The organism is Isoptericola sp. GX10416, assembly GCF_056590155.1.
In genome coordinates this window covers 24850-41048 of sequence record NZ_JBWPVO010000008.1, presented here as the reverse complement: position 1 = coordinate 41048, position 16199 = coordinate 24850, and the positions used below count along the sequence as shown (strand labels likewise).

16 protein-coding genes and 1 pseudogene are annotated in these 16199 nt (G+C 66.9%); 11 read left to right on the top strand and 6 right to left on the bottom strand.

The window, feature by feature from the left end:
• Nucleotides 1-129 precede the first annotated feature (129 nt).
• Nucleotides 130-780, bottom strand: coding sequence for a hypothetical protein (locus tag ACWAT2_RS12630; protein WP_402374288.1), 651 nt, complete (start codon nucleotides 778-780; stop codon nucleotides 130-132).
• 215 nt (nucleotides 781-995) lie between these two features.
• Between ACWAT2_RS12630 and ACWAT2_RS12625 the strand changes: the two genes are divergently transcribed.
• The 3 genes from ACWAT2_RS12625 to rfbA are packed head-to-tail and all read left to right on the top strand — an operon-like array spanning nucleotide 996 to nucleotide 2633.
• Entirely contained in the window at nucleotides 996-1463 is a 468-nt protein-coding gene (locus ACWAT2_RS12625; protein WP_402374286.1) for a hypothetical protein, read from the top strand.
• Nucleotides 1460-1756: a transcriptional regulator gene (locus ACWAT2_RS12620; RefSeq protein ID WP_402374284.1), complete on the top strand. Its 297-nt coding sequence runs from the start codon at nucleotides 1460-1462 to the stop codon at nucleotides 1754-1756. The genes ACWAT2_RS12625 and ACWAT2_RS12620 overlap by 4 nt, the downstream gene beginning before the upstream one ends.
• 13 nt (nucleotides 1757-1769) lie before the next feature.
• The gene (gene rfbA / locus ACWAT2_RS12615; protein ID WP_402374282.1) at nucleotides 1770-2633 is read left to right on the top strand and encodes a glucose-1-phosphate thymidylyltransferase RfbA; all 864 of its coding nucleotides are present in this window, start codon (nucleotides 1770-1772) and stop codon (nucleotides 2631-2633) included.
• Between the two features lies 1 nt (nucleotide 2634).
• Here rfbA and rfbD read toward each other — a convergent pair whose 3' ends face one another.
• Nucleotides 2635-3498 (bottom strand): dTDP-4-dehydrorhamnose reductase, encoded by an 864-nt coding sequence (rfbD, locus tag ACWAT2_RS12610; RefSeq protein ID WP_402374280.1) that lies wholly within the window; start codon nucleotides 3496-3498, stop codon nucleotides 2635-2637.
• A gap of 49 nt (nucleotides 3499-3547) precedes the next feature.
• Here rfbD and ACWAT2_RS12605 point away from each other — a divergent pair, with 49 nt between their 5' ends.
• On the top strand, nucleotides 3548-4165 hold the full coding sequence (locus ACWAT2_RS12605) for a dTDP-4-dehydrorhamnose 3,5-epimerase family protein (RefSeq protein WP_402374278.1): 618 nt from the start codon (nucleotides 3548-3550) through the stop codon (nucleotides 4163-4165).
• Nucleotides 4166-4193: 28 nt separating this feature from the next.
• Here ACWAT2_RS12605 and rfbB read toward each other — a convergent pair whose 3' ends face one another.
• Nucleotides 4194-5189: a dTDP-glucose 4,6-dehydratase gene (gene rfbB, locus ACWAT2_RS12600; protein WP_402374276.1), complete on the bottom strand. Its 996-nt coding sequence runs from the start codon at nucleotides 5187-5189 to the stop codon at nucleotides 4194-4196.
• Nucleotides 5190-5319: 130 nt separating this feature from the next.
• On the opposite strand from rfbB, the gene ACWAT2_RS12595 reads away from it, so the two are divergent.
• Genes ACWAT2_RS12595 through ACWAT2_RS12575 form a run of 5 tightly spaced genes read left to right on the top strand, consistent with a single transcriptional unit; the run spans nucleotide 5320 to nucleotide 11206 of the window.
• Complete coding sequence (locus ACWAT2_RS12595; protein WP_402374274.1) at nucleotides 5320-6264, top strand: ABC transporter permease; 945 nt, start codon at nucleotides 5320-5322, stop codon at nucleotides 6262-6264.
• Nucleotides 6251-7198, top strand: a complete 948-nt coding sequence (locus ACWAT2_RS12590; RefSeq protein WP_402374272.1) for an ABC transporter ATP-binding protein — start codon at nucleotides 6251-6253, stop codon at nucleotides 7196-7198. Before ACWAT2_RS12595 ends, ACWAT2_RS12590 begins: the two co-directional genes overlap by 14 nt.
• Before the next feature lie 27 nt (nucleotides 7199-7225).
• Entirely contained in the window at nucleotides 7226-8353 is a 1128-nt protein-coding gene (gene wecB, locus ACWAT2_RS12585; RefSeq protein WP_402374535.1) for a non-hydrolyzing UDP-N-acetylglucosamine 2-epimerase, read from the top strand.
• Nucleotides 8353-9348: a DUF6270 domain-containing protein gene (locus ACWAT2_RS12580; RefSeq protein ID WP_402374270.1), complete on the top strand. Its 996-nt coding sequence runs from the start codon at nucleotides 8353-8355 to the stop codon at nucleotides 9346-9348. Before wecB ends, ACWAT2_RS12580 begins: the two co-directional genes overlap by 1 nt.
• Nucleotides 9284-11206 carry a hypothetical protein gene (locus ACWAT2_RS12575; RefSeq protein WP_402374268.1) on the top strand — a complete coding sequence of 641 codons (1923 nt, stop codon included), beginning with the start codon at nucleotides 9284-9286 and terminating at the stop codon, nucleotides 11204-11206. The genes ACWAT2_RS12580 and ACWAT2_RS12575 overlap by 65 nt, the downstream gene beginning before the upstream one ends.
• Here the strand turns inward: ACWAT2_RS12575 and ACWAT2_RS12570 are convergent.
• Nucleotides 11167-13953 (bottom strand): heparinase II/III domain-containing protein, encoded by a 2787-nt coding sequence (locus ACWAT2_RS12570; RefSeq protein WP_402374266.1) that lies wholly within the window; start codon nucleotides 13951-13953, stop codon nucleotides 11167-11169. The two genes, ACWAT2_RS12575 and ACWAT2_RS12570, sit on opposite strands and share 40 nt — an antisense overlap.
• 48 nt (nucleotides 13954-14001) lie before the next feature.
• Nucleotides 14002-14574, bottom strand: a pseudogene (locus tag ACWAT2_RS12565) (solute carrier family 23 protein); the annotation flags it as partial.
• A gap of 83 nt (nucleotides 14575-14657) precedes the next feature.
• On the opposite strand from ACWAT2_RS12565, the gene ACWAT2_RS12560 reads away from it, so the two are divergent.
• Entirely contained in the window at nucleotides 14658-15476 is an 819-nt protein-coding gene (locus ACWAT2_RS12560) for a class I SAM-dependent methyltransferase (RefSeq protein WP_402374264.1), read from the top strand.
• Here the strand turns inward: ACWAT2_RS12560 and tagD are convergent.
• Nucleotides 15448-15840 carry a glycerol-3-phosphate cytidylyltransferase gene (tagD, locus tag ACWAT2_RS12555; RefSeq protein ID WP_402374262.1) on the bottom strand — a complete coding sequence of 131 codons (393 nt, stop codon included), beginning with the start codon at nucleotides 15838-15840 and terminating at the stop codon, nucleotides 15448-15450. The genes ACWAT2_RS12560 and tagD overlap by 29 nt on opposite strands.
• Nucleotides 15841-15942: 102 nt before the next feature.
• Between tagD and ACWAT2_RS12550 the strand changes: the two genes are divergently transcribed.
• The gene (locus tag ACWAT2_RS12550; RefSeq protein ID WP_402374260.1) at nucleotides 15943-16194 is read left to right on the top strand and encodes a DUF2530 domain-containing protein; all 252 of its coding nucleotides are present in this window, start codon (nucleotides 15943-15945) and stop codon (nucleotides 16192-16194) included.
• The last annotated feature ends 5 nt before the right edge of the window (nucleotides 16195-16199 follow it).

Below are 16199 nucleotides of genomic sequence, written 5' to 3'. Positions count from 1 at the left end.
CACCTCGAGCGGCCAGCACCGGGACGTCGGCCGCGCCGAAAGCCCTCCGTCCCTGCTGATCAGCACCTTCGGGACGGGCGGCCCACTCCGGCTCTCGGTGGCGAAGGACGCGCTGCCCGGCTGACCTCGTCATCGGGCGATCGCCGCGCGGGCGGCGGCGATCGTGGCGGCTCGCGGTGGGTGCGCCGCGGCGGCGGCCGCCTCGGCGAGGAGCTGCCGCTGCACGGATGACGGTCCGGTCGGCCGCGTCGCGGGGCCGGCAGACCCGCTCCGCCGGGGCGGCGCCGTCTTCCTCCGCCAGGAGGGGAAGGACTGCCATCGTGTCAGGTTGGGAAGGCTGGGAGCGCCGCCCGGCCGGGATGCCCGACGGCGGGAGCGTGCGTCCTTGGCGCGGCGTGCGGCGGGCAGCAGGGCCACCAGTGCGCGTTTGGTGACCGACAGGAGTGACGCGACGCCGCGCAACCCCTGGCGTGCACCGCGGCGGGCCATGACCACGAGGCCGGCGGCCTGCAGCCAGGTCCGTGCCCGGATGATCGTGCGCACGGACAGGCCGGCCCGCTCGGCCGCCTGGGCGTCGGTGACCTCGGCGACGCCGGTGCGGGCGTCGGCGATCCGGGCGAGGGCCAGCAGGTAGGTGCGCACGCTCTGCGGGGCGTCGCGCAGGTCGCCCCACCCTCCGGCGGCGAGGGCGTCGATCAGGCGCCACAGGGGCGCGCGGGCGTTGAGTCGCACCGGAGGCGGGGGTGCCGAGGGCGCGCTGATATCGTCGGCGACAGCCATCTGGAGAGGTCCGTTCTCTCTGGGTGGTCAGGCCTCGGTTGAGTGTTGGCGCACTCTCCGGGGCCGTTTTCGGTTGTGATGGCCGTCACCGTAGCGCACGGCTGCTCTGGCGTGGCAAGTCCCGCCGTCGGCGATGTGCTCGTCCGGGAGGACGCCGTCGTGCCCGGCGAACCTGACACTTGCACAAGCGGAAAGTACTCTCTAGGCTCACCGGCATGGAAAGCTCTTTCGACGCCTCCGAGCGCGTCCGCGAGATGCAGCGGGCCGAGGCGGTGCCCTACGTCGTGATGCCGCCGCCGCGCCGGTGGGTGTCTCCCCTCTTCGGCGCGTGGTCCGCCGCATACGTGGGGACGTTCGGGCTCTGGCACGAGCACGAGCTCGCCTTCATCGTCGCGATGCTCACGCTCAGCGGCGGGATGGGCGCCCTGATCGGCCGGCTGACCCGACGCTACGGCGTCCTGCCGATGGTCGGTCGCGGCACACCTCCGCCGGAGATCCGGCGGGAGCACCGCCGGTACGGCGTCGGCGTGGTCGTGATCGCCGGCCTGGTCGCGGGCACGTGGTGGTGGGCAGGGCTCCTGGCGGCCTCCGCCGCTGCGTTCGCACTCGTGACCGCCGGGCTGGCGCGGTACCAGGCCCGCTACCGGCGAGCGGCGGCGGCCGTGCGGGAGCGTCTGGCATGAACCTGGGCGACCTCGACCCGGTCATCCACGCACCCAAGCGGCTGGTGGCGATGGCCGTCCTGGCGAACACCGAGTACGCCACCTTCAGGTTCCTCAAGGAACAGCTCGGTCTGACCGATTCGGACCTGTCCAAGCAGATGTCTGCCCTGGAGGCGGCGGGCTACGTCAAGTCCACCAAGCGCGGGCGAGGGCCCGGCTCGTCCACCAACTACGCCATGACCCGCCGAGGCAGCCGTGCCTACCGGGCTCACCGCGCCGCCCTCTACGCCATGCTCGACGACGACGTGTCGTGAGAGCATCCAACCCATGCGCGGCATCATCCTGGCCGGCGGTTCCGGCACCCGGTTGCACCCGATCACGCTCGGCGTGAGCAAGCAGCTCGTGCCGGTCTACGACAAGCCGATGATCTACTACCCGCTGTCGACGCTGATGCTGGCGGGCATCCGGGACGTCCTGGTGATCACCACGCCGCACGACGCGGAGCAGTTCCGACGCCTCCTCGGCGACGGCTCCCAGTTCGGCATCTCGATCGAGTACACGGTCCAGGTGCAGCCGAACGGGCTCGCGCAGGCGTTCGTGCTGGGCGAGGAGTTCATCGGGGACGACTCGGCGGCCCTCGTGCTGGGCGACAACATCTTCTACGGCCAGGGCCTGGGCGACCAGCTCCAACGCTTCTCGGACGTGGACGGCGGTTCGATCTTCGCCTACCGGGTGGCGGAGCCCTCGGCGTACGGGGTGGTCGAGTTCGACGATGCCGGGCAGGCCATCTCGCTCGAGGAGAAGCCTCGGGTGCCGAAGTCCAGCTATGCGGTGCCCGGCCTCTACTTCTACGACAACGACGTCGTCGAGGTCGCCAAGAACATCCGGCCCTCGGCCCGGGGCGAGTACGAGATCACGGACATCAACCGCGCCTACCTCGAGCAGGGGCGGCTGCACGTGGAGGTCCTGCCGCGTGGCACGGCATGGCTGGACACGGGCACGTTCGACTCCTTGATCGACGCCAGCGACTTCGTCCGGACGGTCGAGCAACGGCAGGGCATGAAGATCGGTGCGCCTGAGGAGGTCGCATGGCGACGCGGGTTCCTGTCCGACGACGAGCTGCGCGTGCGCGCCGAGAAGCTCCTGAAGTCCGGGTACGGGAGCTACCTGCTCAGCCTGCTCGACGACTGACCTACCCGAGGACCTCGGGCGCCGCGACCCCCCACCGCTCGGCCCAGTGGCCGATGGGCTCCACGCCCGCAGCATGCAGGGCGTCGTGCCCCAGCACCGAGTAGGCGGGTCGCGGAGCCGGGCGAGGGAACTTGTCGCTGGTGGTGGGCTCGACCGGCGTGGACAGCCCTGCCGAGGCCACGACGCGCCGCGCGAACTCGTACCAGGACGTCTCACCGGTCGACGTCCCGTGATAGGTCCCGGCCGGCGCCCCGGCCTCGACGAGCTGCACGACGAGGTCGGCGAGGTCGCGCGTCCACGTGGGCTGGCCCACCTGGTCGTCGACGACGGCGAGCCGGTCGCGCTCGGCCGCGAGCCGGGCCATCGTCTTCGGGAAGCACCCTCCGTGGGCACCGTAGAGCCACGCCGTCCGGACGATCAGGTGGTCGGACGCTTCGGCGCGTACTGCCCACTCCCCTGCCGCCTTGGTGCGCCCGTAAGCGGACCGCGGGGCGAGCGGCGCGTCCTCGGCGTACGGCTCGCCCGCCTCGCCGTCGAACACGTAGTCCGTCGAGACGTGCACGAACCTCGCACCGGCAGCGTGCGCTGCCCGCGCCAGGTGGGCCGCACCGACGGCGTTGACCGCGAAGGCATCCGGCTCGTGGGCCTCGGCGTCGTCCACGGCGGTCCAGGCGGCGCAGTTGACGACGACGGCGGCACCGGCGAGCGCTCGGTGTGCGGCTCCGGCGTCGGTGACGTCGAGGTCGGCCCGCTGCAGACCGACGACCTCGGCGCCCGCGTGCTCGAGCGCGGCGATCAGATCGTGGCCCAGCATCCCGCCGGCACCGACGACCACCCAGCGCTGGCTCTGCGAGTCGGGAGGCACGCGTAGCATCCTAGGGGCCACCGAGTACCGACGCCGGGAGGTCCCACCAGTGCAGTTTCGTGAGCTAGACGTCCCCGGCGCGTTCGAGATCACGCCGCAGCAGTTCGGCGACCCGCGCGGGTTGTTCCTCGAGTGGTTCAAGTCCGGGCCGTTCGTCGAGGCCGTGGGCCACCCGTTGGACCTGCAGCAGGCCAACTGCTCCGTCTCGGCCGCCGGTGTGCTCCGCGGCATCCACTTCGCGGACGTCCCGCCGGGGCAGGCCAAGTACGTGACGTGCGCCCGGGGCGCGGTGCTCGACGTCGTGGTGGACGTCCGCGTCGGCTCCCCCACGTTCGGCCGGTGGGACTCGGTGCTGCTCGACGACACAGACCGTCGGGCCATCTATCTGGGCGAAGGTCTCGGGCACGCGTTCATGGCCCTGGAGGATGACTCGACCGTGCTGTACCTGTGCTCGTCGGGCTACGCCCCCGAGCGTGAGCACGGCATTCACCCGCTGGACGCGACCGTGGGTATCGAGTGGCCGACGACGGCACGTGACGGGTCGACGCTGACGCCGCAGCTCTCGGAGAAGGACACGGCGGCGCCGAGCCTGCACGAGGCCGAGCAGCAGGGCCTGCTGCCGTCGTCCGACGCGGTGAACGCGTACCTCGCGACCCTGAAGGCCTGAGGCTCTGCGACCCTGAAGGTCTGAGGCTCTACTGGCCTGCCGTCGCGTACCTGGCCTCGACGGCGGCCTTGGCGGGGCGCCACCACGCCTTGTGAGTGCGGTACCAGTCGATGGTGGCCTCCAGGCCCGCACGGAAGTCGGTGTAGCGCGGCGTCCAGCCGAGCTCGTCGCGCAGCTTGCTGGCGTCGATCGCGTAGCGCAGGTCGTGCCCGGGCCGGTCGTTGACGTGGTCGAAGTCGTCGGCGTCACGGCCGAATGCCTCGAGGAGCGTCTGGACGACCTGCAGGTTGTTCCTCTCGCCGTCGGCGCCGATGAGGTACGTCTCGCCGATCCGGCCCCGGTCGAGGATGGCCCAGACGGCTGAGTTGTGGTCCTCGACGTGGATCCAGTCGCGCACGTTGAGTCCGGCGCCGTACAGCTTGGGGCGCACCCCGTCGATCAGGTTGGTGATCTGCCGCGGGATGAACTTCTCGATGTGCTGGTACGGGCCATAGTTGTTCGAGCAGTTCGAGATGGTCGCCTGCACGCCGAACGAGCGCACCCACGCCCGCACCAGCAGGTCCGAGCCCGCCTTGGTGGACGAGTACGGGCTCGACGGGTTGTAGGGCGTCTCCGGCGTGAACTTCGCCGGATCGTCCAGCGCCAGGTCACCGTAGACCTCGTCGGTGGAGATGTGGTGGTACCGCACGCCGTGCTTCCGCACGGCCTCCAGGAGCATGTAGGTCCCGACGAGGTTGGTCTCGACGAACGGCGACGGGTCGTTCAGCGAGTTGTCGTTGTGCGACTCCGCCGCGAAGTGGACGACGGCGTCGGACTCGCCCACCAGACGATCGACCAGCGCCGCGTCGGCGACGGATCCCTCGACGAACGTGATCGCGTCGGCGACCGGGGCGAGGGACGACCGATCACCGGCGTACGTGAGGGCGTCGAGGACTGTCACCCGTACGTCGGGATGCTCGCGCACGGCCTGGTGCACGAAGTTCGCACCGATAAACCCGGCACCGCCGGTGATGAGCATGCGCATGCGGCCTCTTCTCCTCGATCACTCGACGGCGCCCAGGCTACCGCCTCACCTCCAGGCAAACATTTCCGCTTTGTCCTTTTCGCGCTATATCAACAGTCGAAAATGGCTCCGGCCAACTAAGATCCACGCGATGAGCAAATCGGTCCCCATGTCGCGGCCGACGCCTGCTGCCATGGCGCCCGCGGACGCCGCAGACCTCTATGCCGAGATCTTTCGCGAGCACACCACCTCGCTCGAGGTGGTGTCGGCAAGGCGGCTCAAACAGGTCGGTGCGCGGCCACCGGTCCGGGAGTACCTGGCCCAGCTCTGGGGCCGGCGACACTTCCTGTGGGCAGAGGCTCGCGCCAAGGTCTCCAGCGGCACGCGCGAGACGGTGCTCGGCCAGGCGTGGATGATCATCAACCCGATCCTCTCCGGGTTGGCGTACTACCTCATCTTCGGCCTGATCCTGGAGACGAGCCGCGGGATCGACAACTTTCTCGGTTACCTGGTGATCGGTGTCTTCCTGTTCCAGTTCACCACCCAGTGCGTCACTGGTGGCGCGAAGTCAATCCAGTCCGGTCGCAACCTGATCCGCGCCTTCTCGTTCCCGCGCGCCTCCCTGCCGATCTCCGTCATCCTGCGGAGCGTGTTGAACCTCGTGCCGACCATCGCGGCGATGCTGCTGCTGATCGCCACGCTGCCCGAGGACGAGACGTGGACCGCCGCCGCCCTGCTCTTCCCGGTGGTCCTCCTCCTGCAGACCTGCCTCGCCACGGGGATCGCACTGTTCTTCGCCCGGCTGACGACAGTGCTGCCCGACATCTCGCAGCTCATCAGCGTCGGCATGCGCCTCTGGCTCTACGCCTCCGCCGTCTTCTTCTCGATCGACCGCTTCGAGAAGTTCCCGTGGATCGTCGGCATCATGGAGGCCAACCCCATGTTCATGGTGCTGGACGCGGCGCGGGACTGCCTGCTCTACGCCACGGTGCCGGACGCCGCGACGTGGATCGGATTGACGTCGTGGGGGCTCGGCGTGCTCGTGGTCGGGTTCCTCTTCTTCTGGCAGGGGGAGGAGTCCTATGGCCGAGCCTGACCAGGTCGACCCGTTCGCCCAGGCCACCGTGGCCGTGCAGGACGTCCACGTGCGCTACCGGGTGCCGTCCACGGACGAGACCGAGCGACGTCGTCATGTCAATGCCGTCAAGCGGGCCGCGCGCACCGTCCTGGGCAACGACCCCAAGGTCCTCGTCCGCGCGCTGACAGGCATCTCCTTCGTGGCCCGGTCGGGCGAGCAGGTCGGTCTGGTCGGCCAGAACGGCTCCGGCAAGAGCACCCTGCTGCGGATCATGGCCGGGCTGGAGAGCCCCGCGAAGGGACGTGTGCTCGCGGAGAGCACGCCGGTGCTCATCGGGGTCAACGCCGCACTCGTGCCCGACCTCTCCGGCGAGCAGAACATCCGCCTCGGCTGCCTCGCCATGGGCCTCACGCCCGAGCAGGCCGAGGCTGCGGTCCCGGACGTCAAGGAGCTGGCCGGTCTCGGAAAGTCGATCTTCTTGCCGATGAAGACGTACTCGTCCGGCATGGGGGCCCGCCTGCGGTTCGCCATCGCGACCGCCGCCAACCCGCACATCCTGCTGATCGACGAGGCCTTGGCCACCGGCGACGCCGCCTTTCGCGAGCGAAGCGAAGCACGCATGCAGCGTCTTCGAGACGGCGCCGGCACGGTCTTCCTCGTCAGCCATGCCGCGCAGACCATCGAGGAGACGTGCACGCGAGCGATCTGGTTGAACCATGGTCGCCTCGTCCTCGACGGCCCCGCCGAGGACGTCGCCCTGCGCTACCGCAAGTGGGCGTGGGCGATCGCGAAGGACAAGCCGGTCGAGGCCCGAACCGTCATCGAACGCGCCTTCGCTGAGCGTGAGCAGACCTACGTCCACGTCGAGGAGCCCAGAGCACCTCGCCAGTACACCGCACGGCACGTACGCCCGCGGAGCAACTCCCGAGCTCGAGACGACGGAAAGAGCTAGACAGTGGATAACACGCGCCCGCGCATCATGACGGTCTATGGCACCCGTCCGGAGGCGATCAAGGTAGCGCCCGTCATCAAGGCGCTGGAGGCGAGCGAGGCGCTTGACTCCGTCACGGTCGTGACCGGTCAGCACCGCGAGATGCTCGACCAGGTGAACGAGATCTTCGGCATCAGCCCTGACTACGACCTCGACATCTTCAAGCACGGGGCGTCGCTCTCGACGATCGTCGCTCGCGTCCTCGAACGTCTCGACCCGGTGCTGATGAGCGAGAGGCCCGCTGCCGTGGTGGTCCAGGGCGATACGTCGACATCCACGGCGGCGGCCCTCGCGGCCTTTCACCAGGGGATCCCGGTAGTGCACGTCGAGGCCGGCCTGCGGTCCGGCAACATCCACTCCCCGTTCCCCGAGGAGGCGAACCGCAAGATCACGTCCCAGATCGCGTCGCTGCATCTCGCGCCCACCGCCATCAGTCGGGACAACCTGCTGCGCGAGGGCGTCGCCGACGATCACGTCGTGGTGACCGGGAACACCGTCATCGACGCCCTGCTCATGACGGTCGAGAGGAAGACCCCGTTCGCGGACGTCAAGCTGGAAGACCTCGCTGACTCCGGCCGCAGGATCCTCCTCGTGACCACGCACCGCCGCGAGAACTGGGGTGGAGCGATGGAAGGAGTGGGCCGAGCCCTCGCACGCCTGGCTCACGCGTTCCCGGACGTCCAGATCGTGCTCCCGGCTCATCGCAACCCTGTGGTCCGCAAGGCCGTCCTGCCGCACGTCGACAGCCTGCCCAACGTCACCGTGACCGAACCCCTCGCCTACGGCGAGTTCACGCGCATGCTCTCGCTCTCCACGGTCGTCCTCACCGACTCCGGCGGCGTCCAGGAGGAGGCACCGAGCTTGGGCAAGCCTGTCCTCGTCATGCGCGAGAACACCGAGCGACCTGAGGCCGTCGACGCCGGGACGGTGAAGCTGATCGGCACCGACGAGGAACGACTCATCGACGAGGTGGCGACGTTGTTGTCCGACGATGGCGCGTACCAGGCGATGGCGAAAGCCTCCAACCCCTATGGTGACGGGAAGGGCGCCGAGCGGAGCCTGCGATCGATCATGCACAGCCTCGGCCTCGGAGAGCGGCCCACGGAGTACGCCTGATGCGAGTCTTCATCCACGGGAGCTGCGTCTCTCGCGACCTGCTCTCCCTGCTGCCCCCGGAAGAGTTCGCGCTGACCTTCTACTCGCCACGCCAGTCGATCATCCCGCTGCTCGGTCACATCACCGGTCTCGACGAGCAGCTGGACAAGACCCGTCTGACCTCGAGATTCCAACGACGTGCCATCACCGGGACGCTGCACGCCGACCTCATCCAGCAGCTCCAGCACCATCACCGCGAGACCGACCTCGTCCTCTGGGACATCACAGACGAGCGACTCGGCGTCTACGAGAAGTCCGGTCGGTACATGACCCGCACCCTCGAAGCCATCTCCACCGGCCTCGACAGCACTCTCGCCTCGACAGCCCGCCACATCCCGTTCGGCACCGACGAGCACTTCGAGCTGTGGGCGTCCGCACTACAGAAGTGGGAGCGATCGCTGACGCGCTCGCGACTGGCGGATCGTGTCGTCCTGCTCGCCCCTCGATGGGCATCTCGTCTGGACGACGGGACTCCGACGCCCTCCAGCTTCGGGACGCATGCCGCCGATCACAACCTCCTAGCACGTCGATACTACGAACTCGCCCGCGCCACGATGGCCGGGGCGCGCATCATCGGCGACGGTATCGATACCCGCTCGGCTCCCGATCATCGATGGGGCCCCGCGCCCTTTCACTTCAACGGCGAGACCAACGCTTCGCTCGGCGACGTGCTTCACGAACTCGTCTACGATCACTCCACGCAATTTCCCCCTCCCCGCCCGGTCGTCGCGACAACGGGCCCGCATACTATCGACGTAAAACTCCACAAGACTTGGGCCGAAGAGGTTGCACTCCATGTGCTACTGGAGGGGAAACCCAAAATTCGATTCAGATATCAGAAAGAAGACTTGTTCCGAGCACATCTTCCCGCCGCAGGTAAATATGTGCTCCGTGGCTATCATCGCGCACGCGGATACACCGTGGGAGTCAATTCCGAACATCTCTCGACCCCCTAAGCTTCCGGCCAACGAACTCCACGGAGGACATACTTTGTCCAGTTCTATCGGGTTTCTCGCATACTCCCTCAACGAGCGTGAGTCGTCACGCTCCCTGCAAACACGCATAGACAGATCAGAGGAACACCTCCAGAGCCTGCATCACAGCACGATTCGGCGCAGCCACACAGGGGACAACCAAAGTGGATTCATCGGGTGGGAGCCGACCGACTCGGCCGTCGACTGGTGCTTCTACTCCGCCCGCAGCGACGCGGGCACGGCATGGCTACATGTCCCTGGCCTGGCTGCCGGACCGGCGACCAATACCGACCCATGGTCGCTGGCCTCGGCTGTGCTCGATGGATCGATTCACCAGGGAGATCTGGGTGCTCCGTTCGCTGTTGCACGATGGAGCCAGGGACGGCTCGAGATCGCCAACGACGTGCTCGGGTTGGTGCGCCTCTTTCACTACCATTTCGATGACGGTGACGTCTGGAGCACACGGCAAGGGCTAGCACACATCTTCATGGGTGAAGAGCCACAACGAAACTCCGTCGCTTGGTCCGGCATGGCCTCCGTCGGGTGGGCAATCGGCGGAGAGACCCAGCTGGGGCACGGAAAGCAACTTATCGGCGGTGCGAGAATTCAGGCGGGCCACCGGCATGGCGTCAGCTTCATGGAAGAACAGAACTGCTTCTCGGAATGGATTGACTCCACCCGCGCCGGTCCGCCACCGTCAACCACCCAGAACGTCCGCGACATGGAACTTGTCATGGCCTCCGCCAAACGCTGGCCGACACGTCCTGTTGCCGACCTCAGTGGTGGCAAGGATTCGCGCGTGTGCGCAGCCATAGGGATCCGGAGCGGTGCCGTGTCCGTGGTCAGGACGATCAACTCTGACCGCGGGGAGGTGGAGACAGCAAAGAGGCTCATGGAGTCCACTGACCCGAACGTCCGGCACCTCGTCGCCGAAAAGCGGGGGCGCGTGACATCCGGGGGCCATTTTCTCGACAGAATTGCGTCCCAACATACAGCCTTCGAGGGGCGCTATCTGGCCGCCTCCGCAGTCAACAGTGTTAGGTTCTCAGCCTTTCGCACTGCTCGACAGGCAAGGTTTAACGGCCTGGGAGGCGAAGTGCTCGCCGGAGGTAACTTCGCCGCAGGCGCATGGTATGCGAAGATGATTGGCGCCCCAGTCGACGCTGCAGGTCCTCGGCTGATGTCGATGGCGCACTCGGGCGTCGCATCACGAGAAGCAACGGAGCTCGTCGCGAACCAGATGCGCTCCTTTCTCACCTTTGCACGAGAATCCGGCGCCGCGACGGCGGGCGAAGCATTGGACATGTTCTACTCGCGGGACAGAATGCCCAACTGGTCGGGTACCTTCACATCGGCCGACGTCCTCTGTCCGCTCTTCGCACCGAGCGTGCTGGCCAGGTCTGCTCTCACCATGGGGGCGCCCGAGCGCGGCGGAGACCTGCATCGCGAACTGCTCCGCGTCGCAAATCCCCGTTGGGCTGATGTCCCGTTCTACAAGCCGACCACCGCGAAGACCCGGTCGACACCGTTCATCTGGCAAGACTCGAACTGGGCTGACGTCGAGGCGTTCATGCATGAACATATCGACCAGGCCGAGTCGTTCGACGCGGACGGTGTCACGAGAACCCTAGCGAAGATCGCAGCATCGGACAGCGACCTGGGAAAGGCCGAAGAGGTCGTCGTCTTCCGCTTTCTTTGGGATCAGACGTTTACCGGTTATGTGAACCGCGTTGCAGCGCTGGCGAGAATCGTTCGGAAGGAACTAATCGAGATTCAGCGCAGGGAGCGCGTGCGTGCCCCCTACGAGGCGTCGGAAGCCGCCATGAGGGCACGCACGTAGACGTCGCGCGCCGGGCTCGTATGGCCCTTTCCCATGGAGACCTCTTCATATTGAAAGCGACCCTCCAACGGAGACCTCGCGAGGGCGTCAAGGAAGGGGCGAACGTGGTTGTCCACGTGGAATACGTCACCAGTATTCTGGATGTAGTGGACGTTCGCGCGGATCCTGTCCCGCGAGTATCGGCTGGTCACGTCGAGGCGCTCGAGGTCGCCCGTCGACGGACCCAAAGGCCCGAAGACGGCGCGCAGCGCGTGGTCGCGGAACCTTGGATGGTACCTGTTGATCGAGGTCTGCGGACTGAACGCAACTACCGTGGCGCCCGACAGGTGTGCGGCGATCTGCAGCGCTGCGAAGCCGCCTCCCGAACCGCCCACCAGAACGATTCTGCCGGCGCCCAGCAACGACGCGGCACGTTCGACGATGCTGGCGATCACTGCATGCAGGTCAATCTGGGACGTGCCCAGGTACCAGCCGAGTCGGAGGTCGGCATCGAGCTCAAGCGTGGGGTCCGAGAAGAACAAGGACGACCCAGGTAGGTCCGCATGGGCACCAAGGCCCTGGAACAGCGGAAGTGAGGTCCGACCGCGGTCCACCGCGCCGCTGAGGGCCACGAACAACACGTCGCCTTGCTGTGGAACGAGCATGCCTGTCAGCGCAACGGGCCCGATCTCGAAGACATGGACCGCTGTCTCTGCTGGTAGTTCGGCGGGGAGATCGCCGTGCCTGAAGACCTGGTAGGTGGCGTTCTCGCGGTAGCGGAACTCAGGCGGCATCACCGAGCGCCGCCGAGGTTCGAACCCGTCCACGCGAATCCCGGCATCCGCCACCACCGAGCCGAAGCCATAGTCCCGGCCGCCGCCCAACCCCAGCTCTCTCAGTCGTGAGCCAGCCTCGCGTAGCCTTTCCACCATATGATCGTGGCCGAGCGAGCCCCGAGCATCAGTCAGGATCTGCTCCACCTCACCCATCGCTTCCGGGGGCACCTGCGCGTGCGTTCGCCGTGCCTGATCATCGTGCCCAGCTTCATCCCAGTGAGTCGGACGCGAGTCGAAGAGCGCCGGAGCGCGGCCGGCACAGAGCACGACCCACCATTGCCGTGACGAGGTAGTCACAGACACCAGGGCTGCATCAGCGCCCTCTTCGACAGCGATCTCAGGCACGCCGTCGTCACCGGGGGCGATCAACGTGACGCAGCGTCCGCCCCCCACCGGAACGTCAAGACGCAGCACCGGCACGGGAACGGCGGTGTTCCACCCCGTCGCCGACCAACCTTCGTACGGGTTCTCCTCACCGGCTACGACGTCTGCTCGATTGGCATTGGCCCAAGCCACGACGATATCCGGTGCCGCGGTCGCCAAACCCCGCCGCAGAAGCGCGGACGATCCTTCGATCGTCACGTCAAGCTCGGCATCAAAGTGCCACCGAGAGATCGCGGGCACGGCCGACGAGCCGCTCACCTCGTCTGCCACCAGCAGCCATTCCGCCGTGCGTGAGAAGACAACTTCACGAACGACCTGGTGGCCGTGGTAGCCCTCGTCCACCAAGGAGTAACTGTCGAAACTGTCGGTGCTCTCGCTGGCGACCAGTCTTACGTCCGAGGTCTTCGAGTACACGCTCTGCTGCAGGTCAACTACGTTGTGCGCTTGCCGCGAGTTGATGTGGCGGCGCATCTCGGAGCGGTTGTAGCCGTACTTGCCCGTGTCGATGAGAACTGGGCCGCCGCGCGCGAAGTAGGTCAGAGATGCACCGTCCTGATGCCCGTGCACCCTATCAGCTCGACCGAAGCGTAGCGAGTAGAAAGTCTCGTCCACCAGAGAGCGCTTTGTCTCTCCCCACCCAGTTCGACCGAAGGCGTACCCCGCGCCGAAGAGCGCCGTGAGCTCCTGTGGTGGTTCGCCTTTCTCACCACCAGAGCGCAGATAGTCGATCTCCGGCGAAGAAATTCCTCTGAGAGAAGCCCGTTCAGTATCGCCTATTCGTTCGAGCAGCCCGTCAGGACGGGTGCCGTGCACCATCTCTCGGACCGCACCCTGGAGTCTTTCACGGGCACTCGCAACATCCACCCCCTCCAACTCGAAGCGGCGCAACGCATCCAGCGTCATCCGGTAGTTATAGAGATGGTATGCGAGACTCCCCTCGGCGTTGACGCCTTCCTCGTCGTACTCGAGCTCTACATGCTGTTCGAAACGTTCTATCGCGACCGCTCGCTCCTGCTCCTTTCCCAGAGCACTTGAGAGGACGAAGAGCGATTCGATCTGCCACAGCGCATGGTTACCCACACCACGTCTCGACTCGTCCACCAGCCACTCCACATGGCGCTCCAGTGCACGCACGAGGATGCTGGGGTCCTTGGCAAGTGCCAGACCGTTGAGTATTGCGAGTCCACGGATTCCTGCCACCATTCCCTCAGTGCCCCACTTTGTCAGCGGCGAGTCAAGGTTGGCATCGATCCAGTCGAGGACCACGGCCAACCACATCTCCCGTGCCGCTTCGTTGACGTCAGCCTGGCGTCGCAACGGATCCAGCCAGCGCAGCATGTTGAACTGCGCCTGCCAGTTCACCTCGCCGAAGGGATCGGCGTCCCAGCGGATCTTCTGAGGAATATCCCAGGCCGGGTGGGGCGGCAGGCTCAACGAGCCACCCAGCAGGAGGTCCACGACCTTCTTGTCGCTCGCCATCCTGTTGAACCCCTCCCCCTGCGACTGCCGCGCGGACACTTCAAGCGCCTTTTCAATCTGAGGATTCACACCGCTCCTTCACGGCTAGGACTCGTCCGGCCTCCAAGTTGGAAGTAGATCTCCCAGCGCGAGCGGCGTGCCCTCGCCCGGCACCACGAAGCCCGCGTTGACGAAGCCGATCAACGCGATGAACAGGCCGATACCCACGCTGATGGCCGTCTTCAGCTCGAGCGGCACCGCGTTGAACACGGCCTCTCGGAAGCCGGTGAGCACCAAGATCAGGATGATCACGCCCTCGATGACCACCAGCCCCATCGCGTCGGCCCACGTGACGTCCGGCAGGGTCGCGATCGAGTAGGCGACCACGGCGTTCAGCCCCAGGCCTGCAGCCAGGGCGAGCGGGAAGTTCGCGAACGCGCCCATCGCGATCGTCACGACCCCGGCGACCAGCGCCGTGGCTGCCGCGACCATCTCCAAATTCGGAGCGTCTCCCCCACCGAGGAACGCCCCCGTGCCGTCCGGGACGGTGCCGATGATCAGCGGGTTCAGCACGATGATGTAGCTCATCGCGAAGAACGTCACGAGGCCGCCACGGACCTCCCTGCCGACGGTCGAGCCACGCTCGGTGATCTTGAAGAACCGGTCGATCGCGCTGGACCCCTGCGTGGGCGCGCTGGTCTGGTTGGCCATGGGCACTCATCGTGCCAGAGATGTGAAGGTTCCCGGGAGACGCACGAGAGTTTTGGGTAGGTTCATCCTGACGAGGAGGTCCGATGACCGACCAGAACGAGAAACATGTCTCACCGGCCACACCAGAACCGCCGTCGGGCGAGATCGCGGCGCTGCGCGCCGAGGTCGTTGCCCTGACCGAGATTGTCACCGAGATGAGCAAGCGCGACCGGCAGGTCCAGAGCGTGCTCACCGCGGTGAACAAGCAGACCCGCGCGATCCCGGCGCAGGTCCAGGCGATCCACCAGCTCCTCGCGCGCTTCCCGCCGCGCGCTGTGCTGCCCACCGTCGGCGGCTGGGCCGTCGACCCGACCACGCTGCTGTGGATGGTCGAGCACGTGGTGCGCCAGCAGGCCGAGCTGGTCGTGGAGTGCGGCTCCGGGACGTCCACCGTGTGGCTTGCCCTCGCCGTCCGGGAGACCGGCGGACGGGTGATCGCCCTCGAGCACTCCGAGGAGTATCGGGACGCGACCCAGGCACAGCTCGAAGCGCACGACGTCGCCGACGTGGTCGACCTCCGCCACGCTCCCCTCGTGCCGACCGCGACGGAGCGCGGCGAGTTCTCCTGGTACGACGTCGACACCACCGGCCTGGAGGGCATCGACATGCTGCTGGTGGACGGACCTCCCGGAAACACCGGACCGCTCGCTCGCTACCCTGCGATACCGACCTTCGCGGGACTGCTGGCCGACGGTGCAACCGTCGTCGTCGACGACGTCTCACGCAAGGACGAACGCGTGATGGTCGACCACTGGCTCGCCGAGCAGCCACAGCTGCGTCGAGAAGAGCAGCTCGGCTTCAACACCGAGGTGCTGGTCGCCGACAGCGGGAGGCTCAGGCCTTCGAAGCCAGACCTGCCTTGATCTGCGTGGTCGAGATCTCCGGCGTCCGCTCGAGGTACACGACCTCGCACAGCTCCTTGAGCTCGTCGAACTTGCCCGTCCAGTCGTCGCCGATGACGAAGGTGTCGACGTGGTACAGCTTGATGTCCTCGGACTTCTGCTCCCACGTGTTCTCCGGGACCACCAGGTCCACGTGACGGATCGCCTCGAGCATGCGGCGCCGCTCCTCGAACGAGAAGTACGACTTCTTGCCCTTGCCCTCGTTGAACTCGTCGGTGGACAGCGCCACGATCAGGTAGTCACCCAGCGCCCGAGCCCGGCGGAGCAGCTCGATGTGCCCGTAGTGCAGCAGGTCGTAGGTGCCGTAGGTGATGACTCGCTTCATGCCCTCGTCCCTCGTCGTAACCGTCACACGGCGTTCGCCAGTCGTTCATCCTACGCCGCGGGGTGCCGGGCCCGGAGCGCCTCGCCGACGTACGATCGACCCGTGCCGACCGTCATGTCCCTGCTGCTCCATCCGGAGCGCCGACGCCCCACGCCGCCGCCGGAGCGTGTCGACCTGCGGCGCGTCATCCTGCTGGGGATCATCGCCTGGTCGGTCGTGCTCGTCGCCATGAGCGTCCTCGCCCTGGTGGGGCAGCAGACCGGGCCGGCCGTGGCGGTCTGTCTCGCCGGTATCGCCCTCGGCGGCGTCGGACTGCTGTGGGCTCGCCGGCACCGCGACGACCCTGTGGACTGACGCCC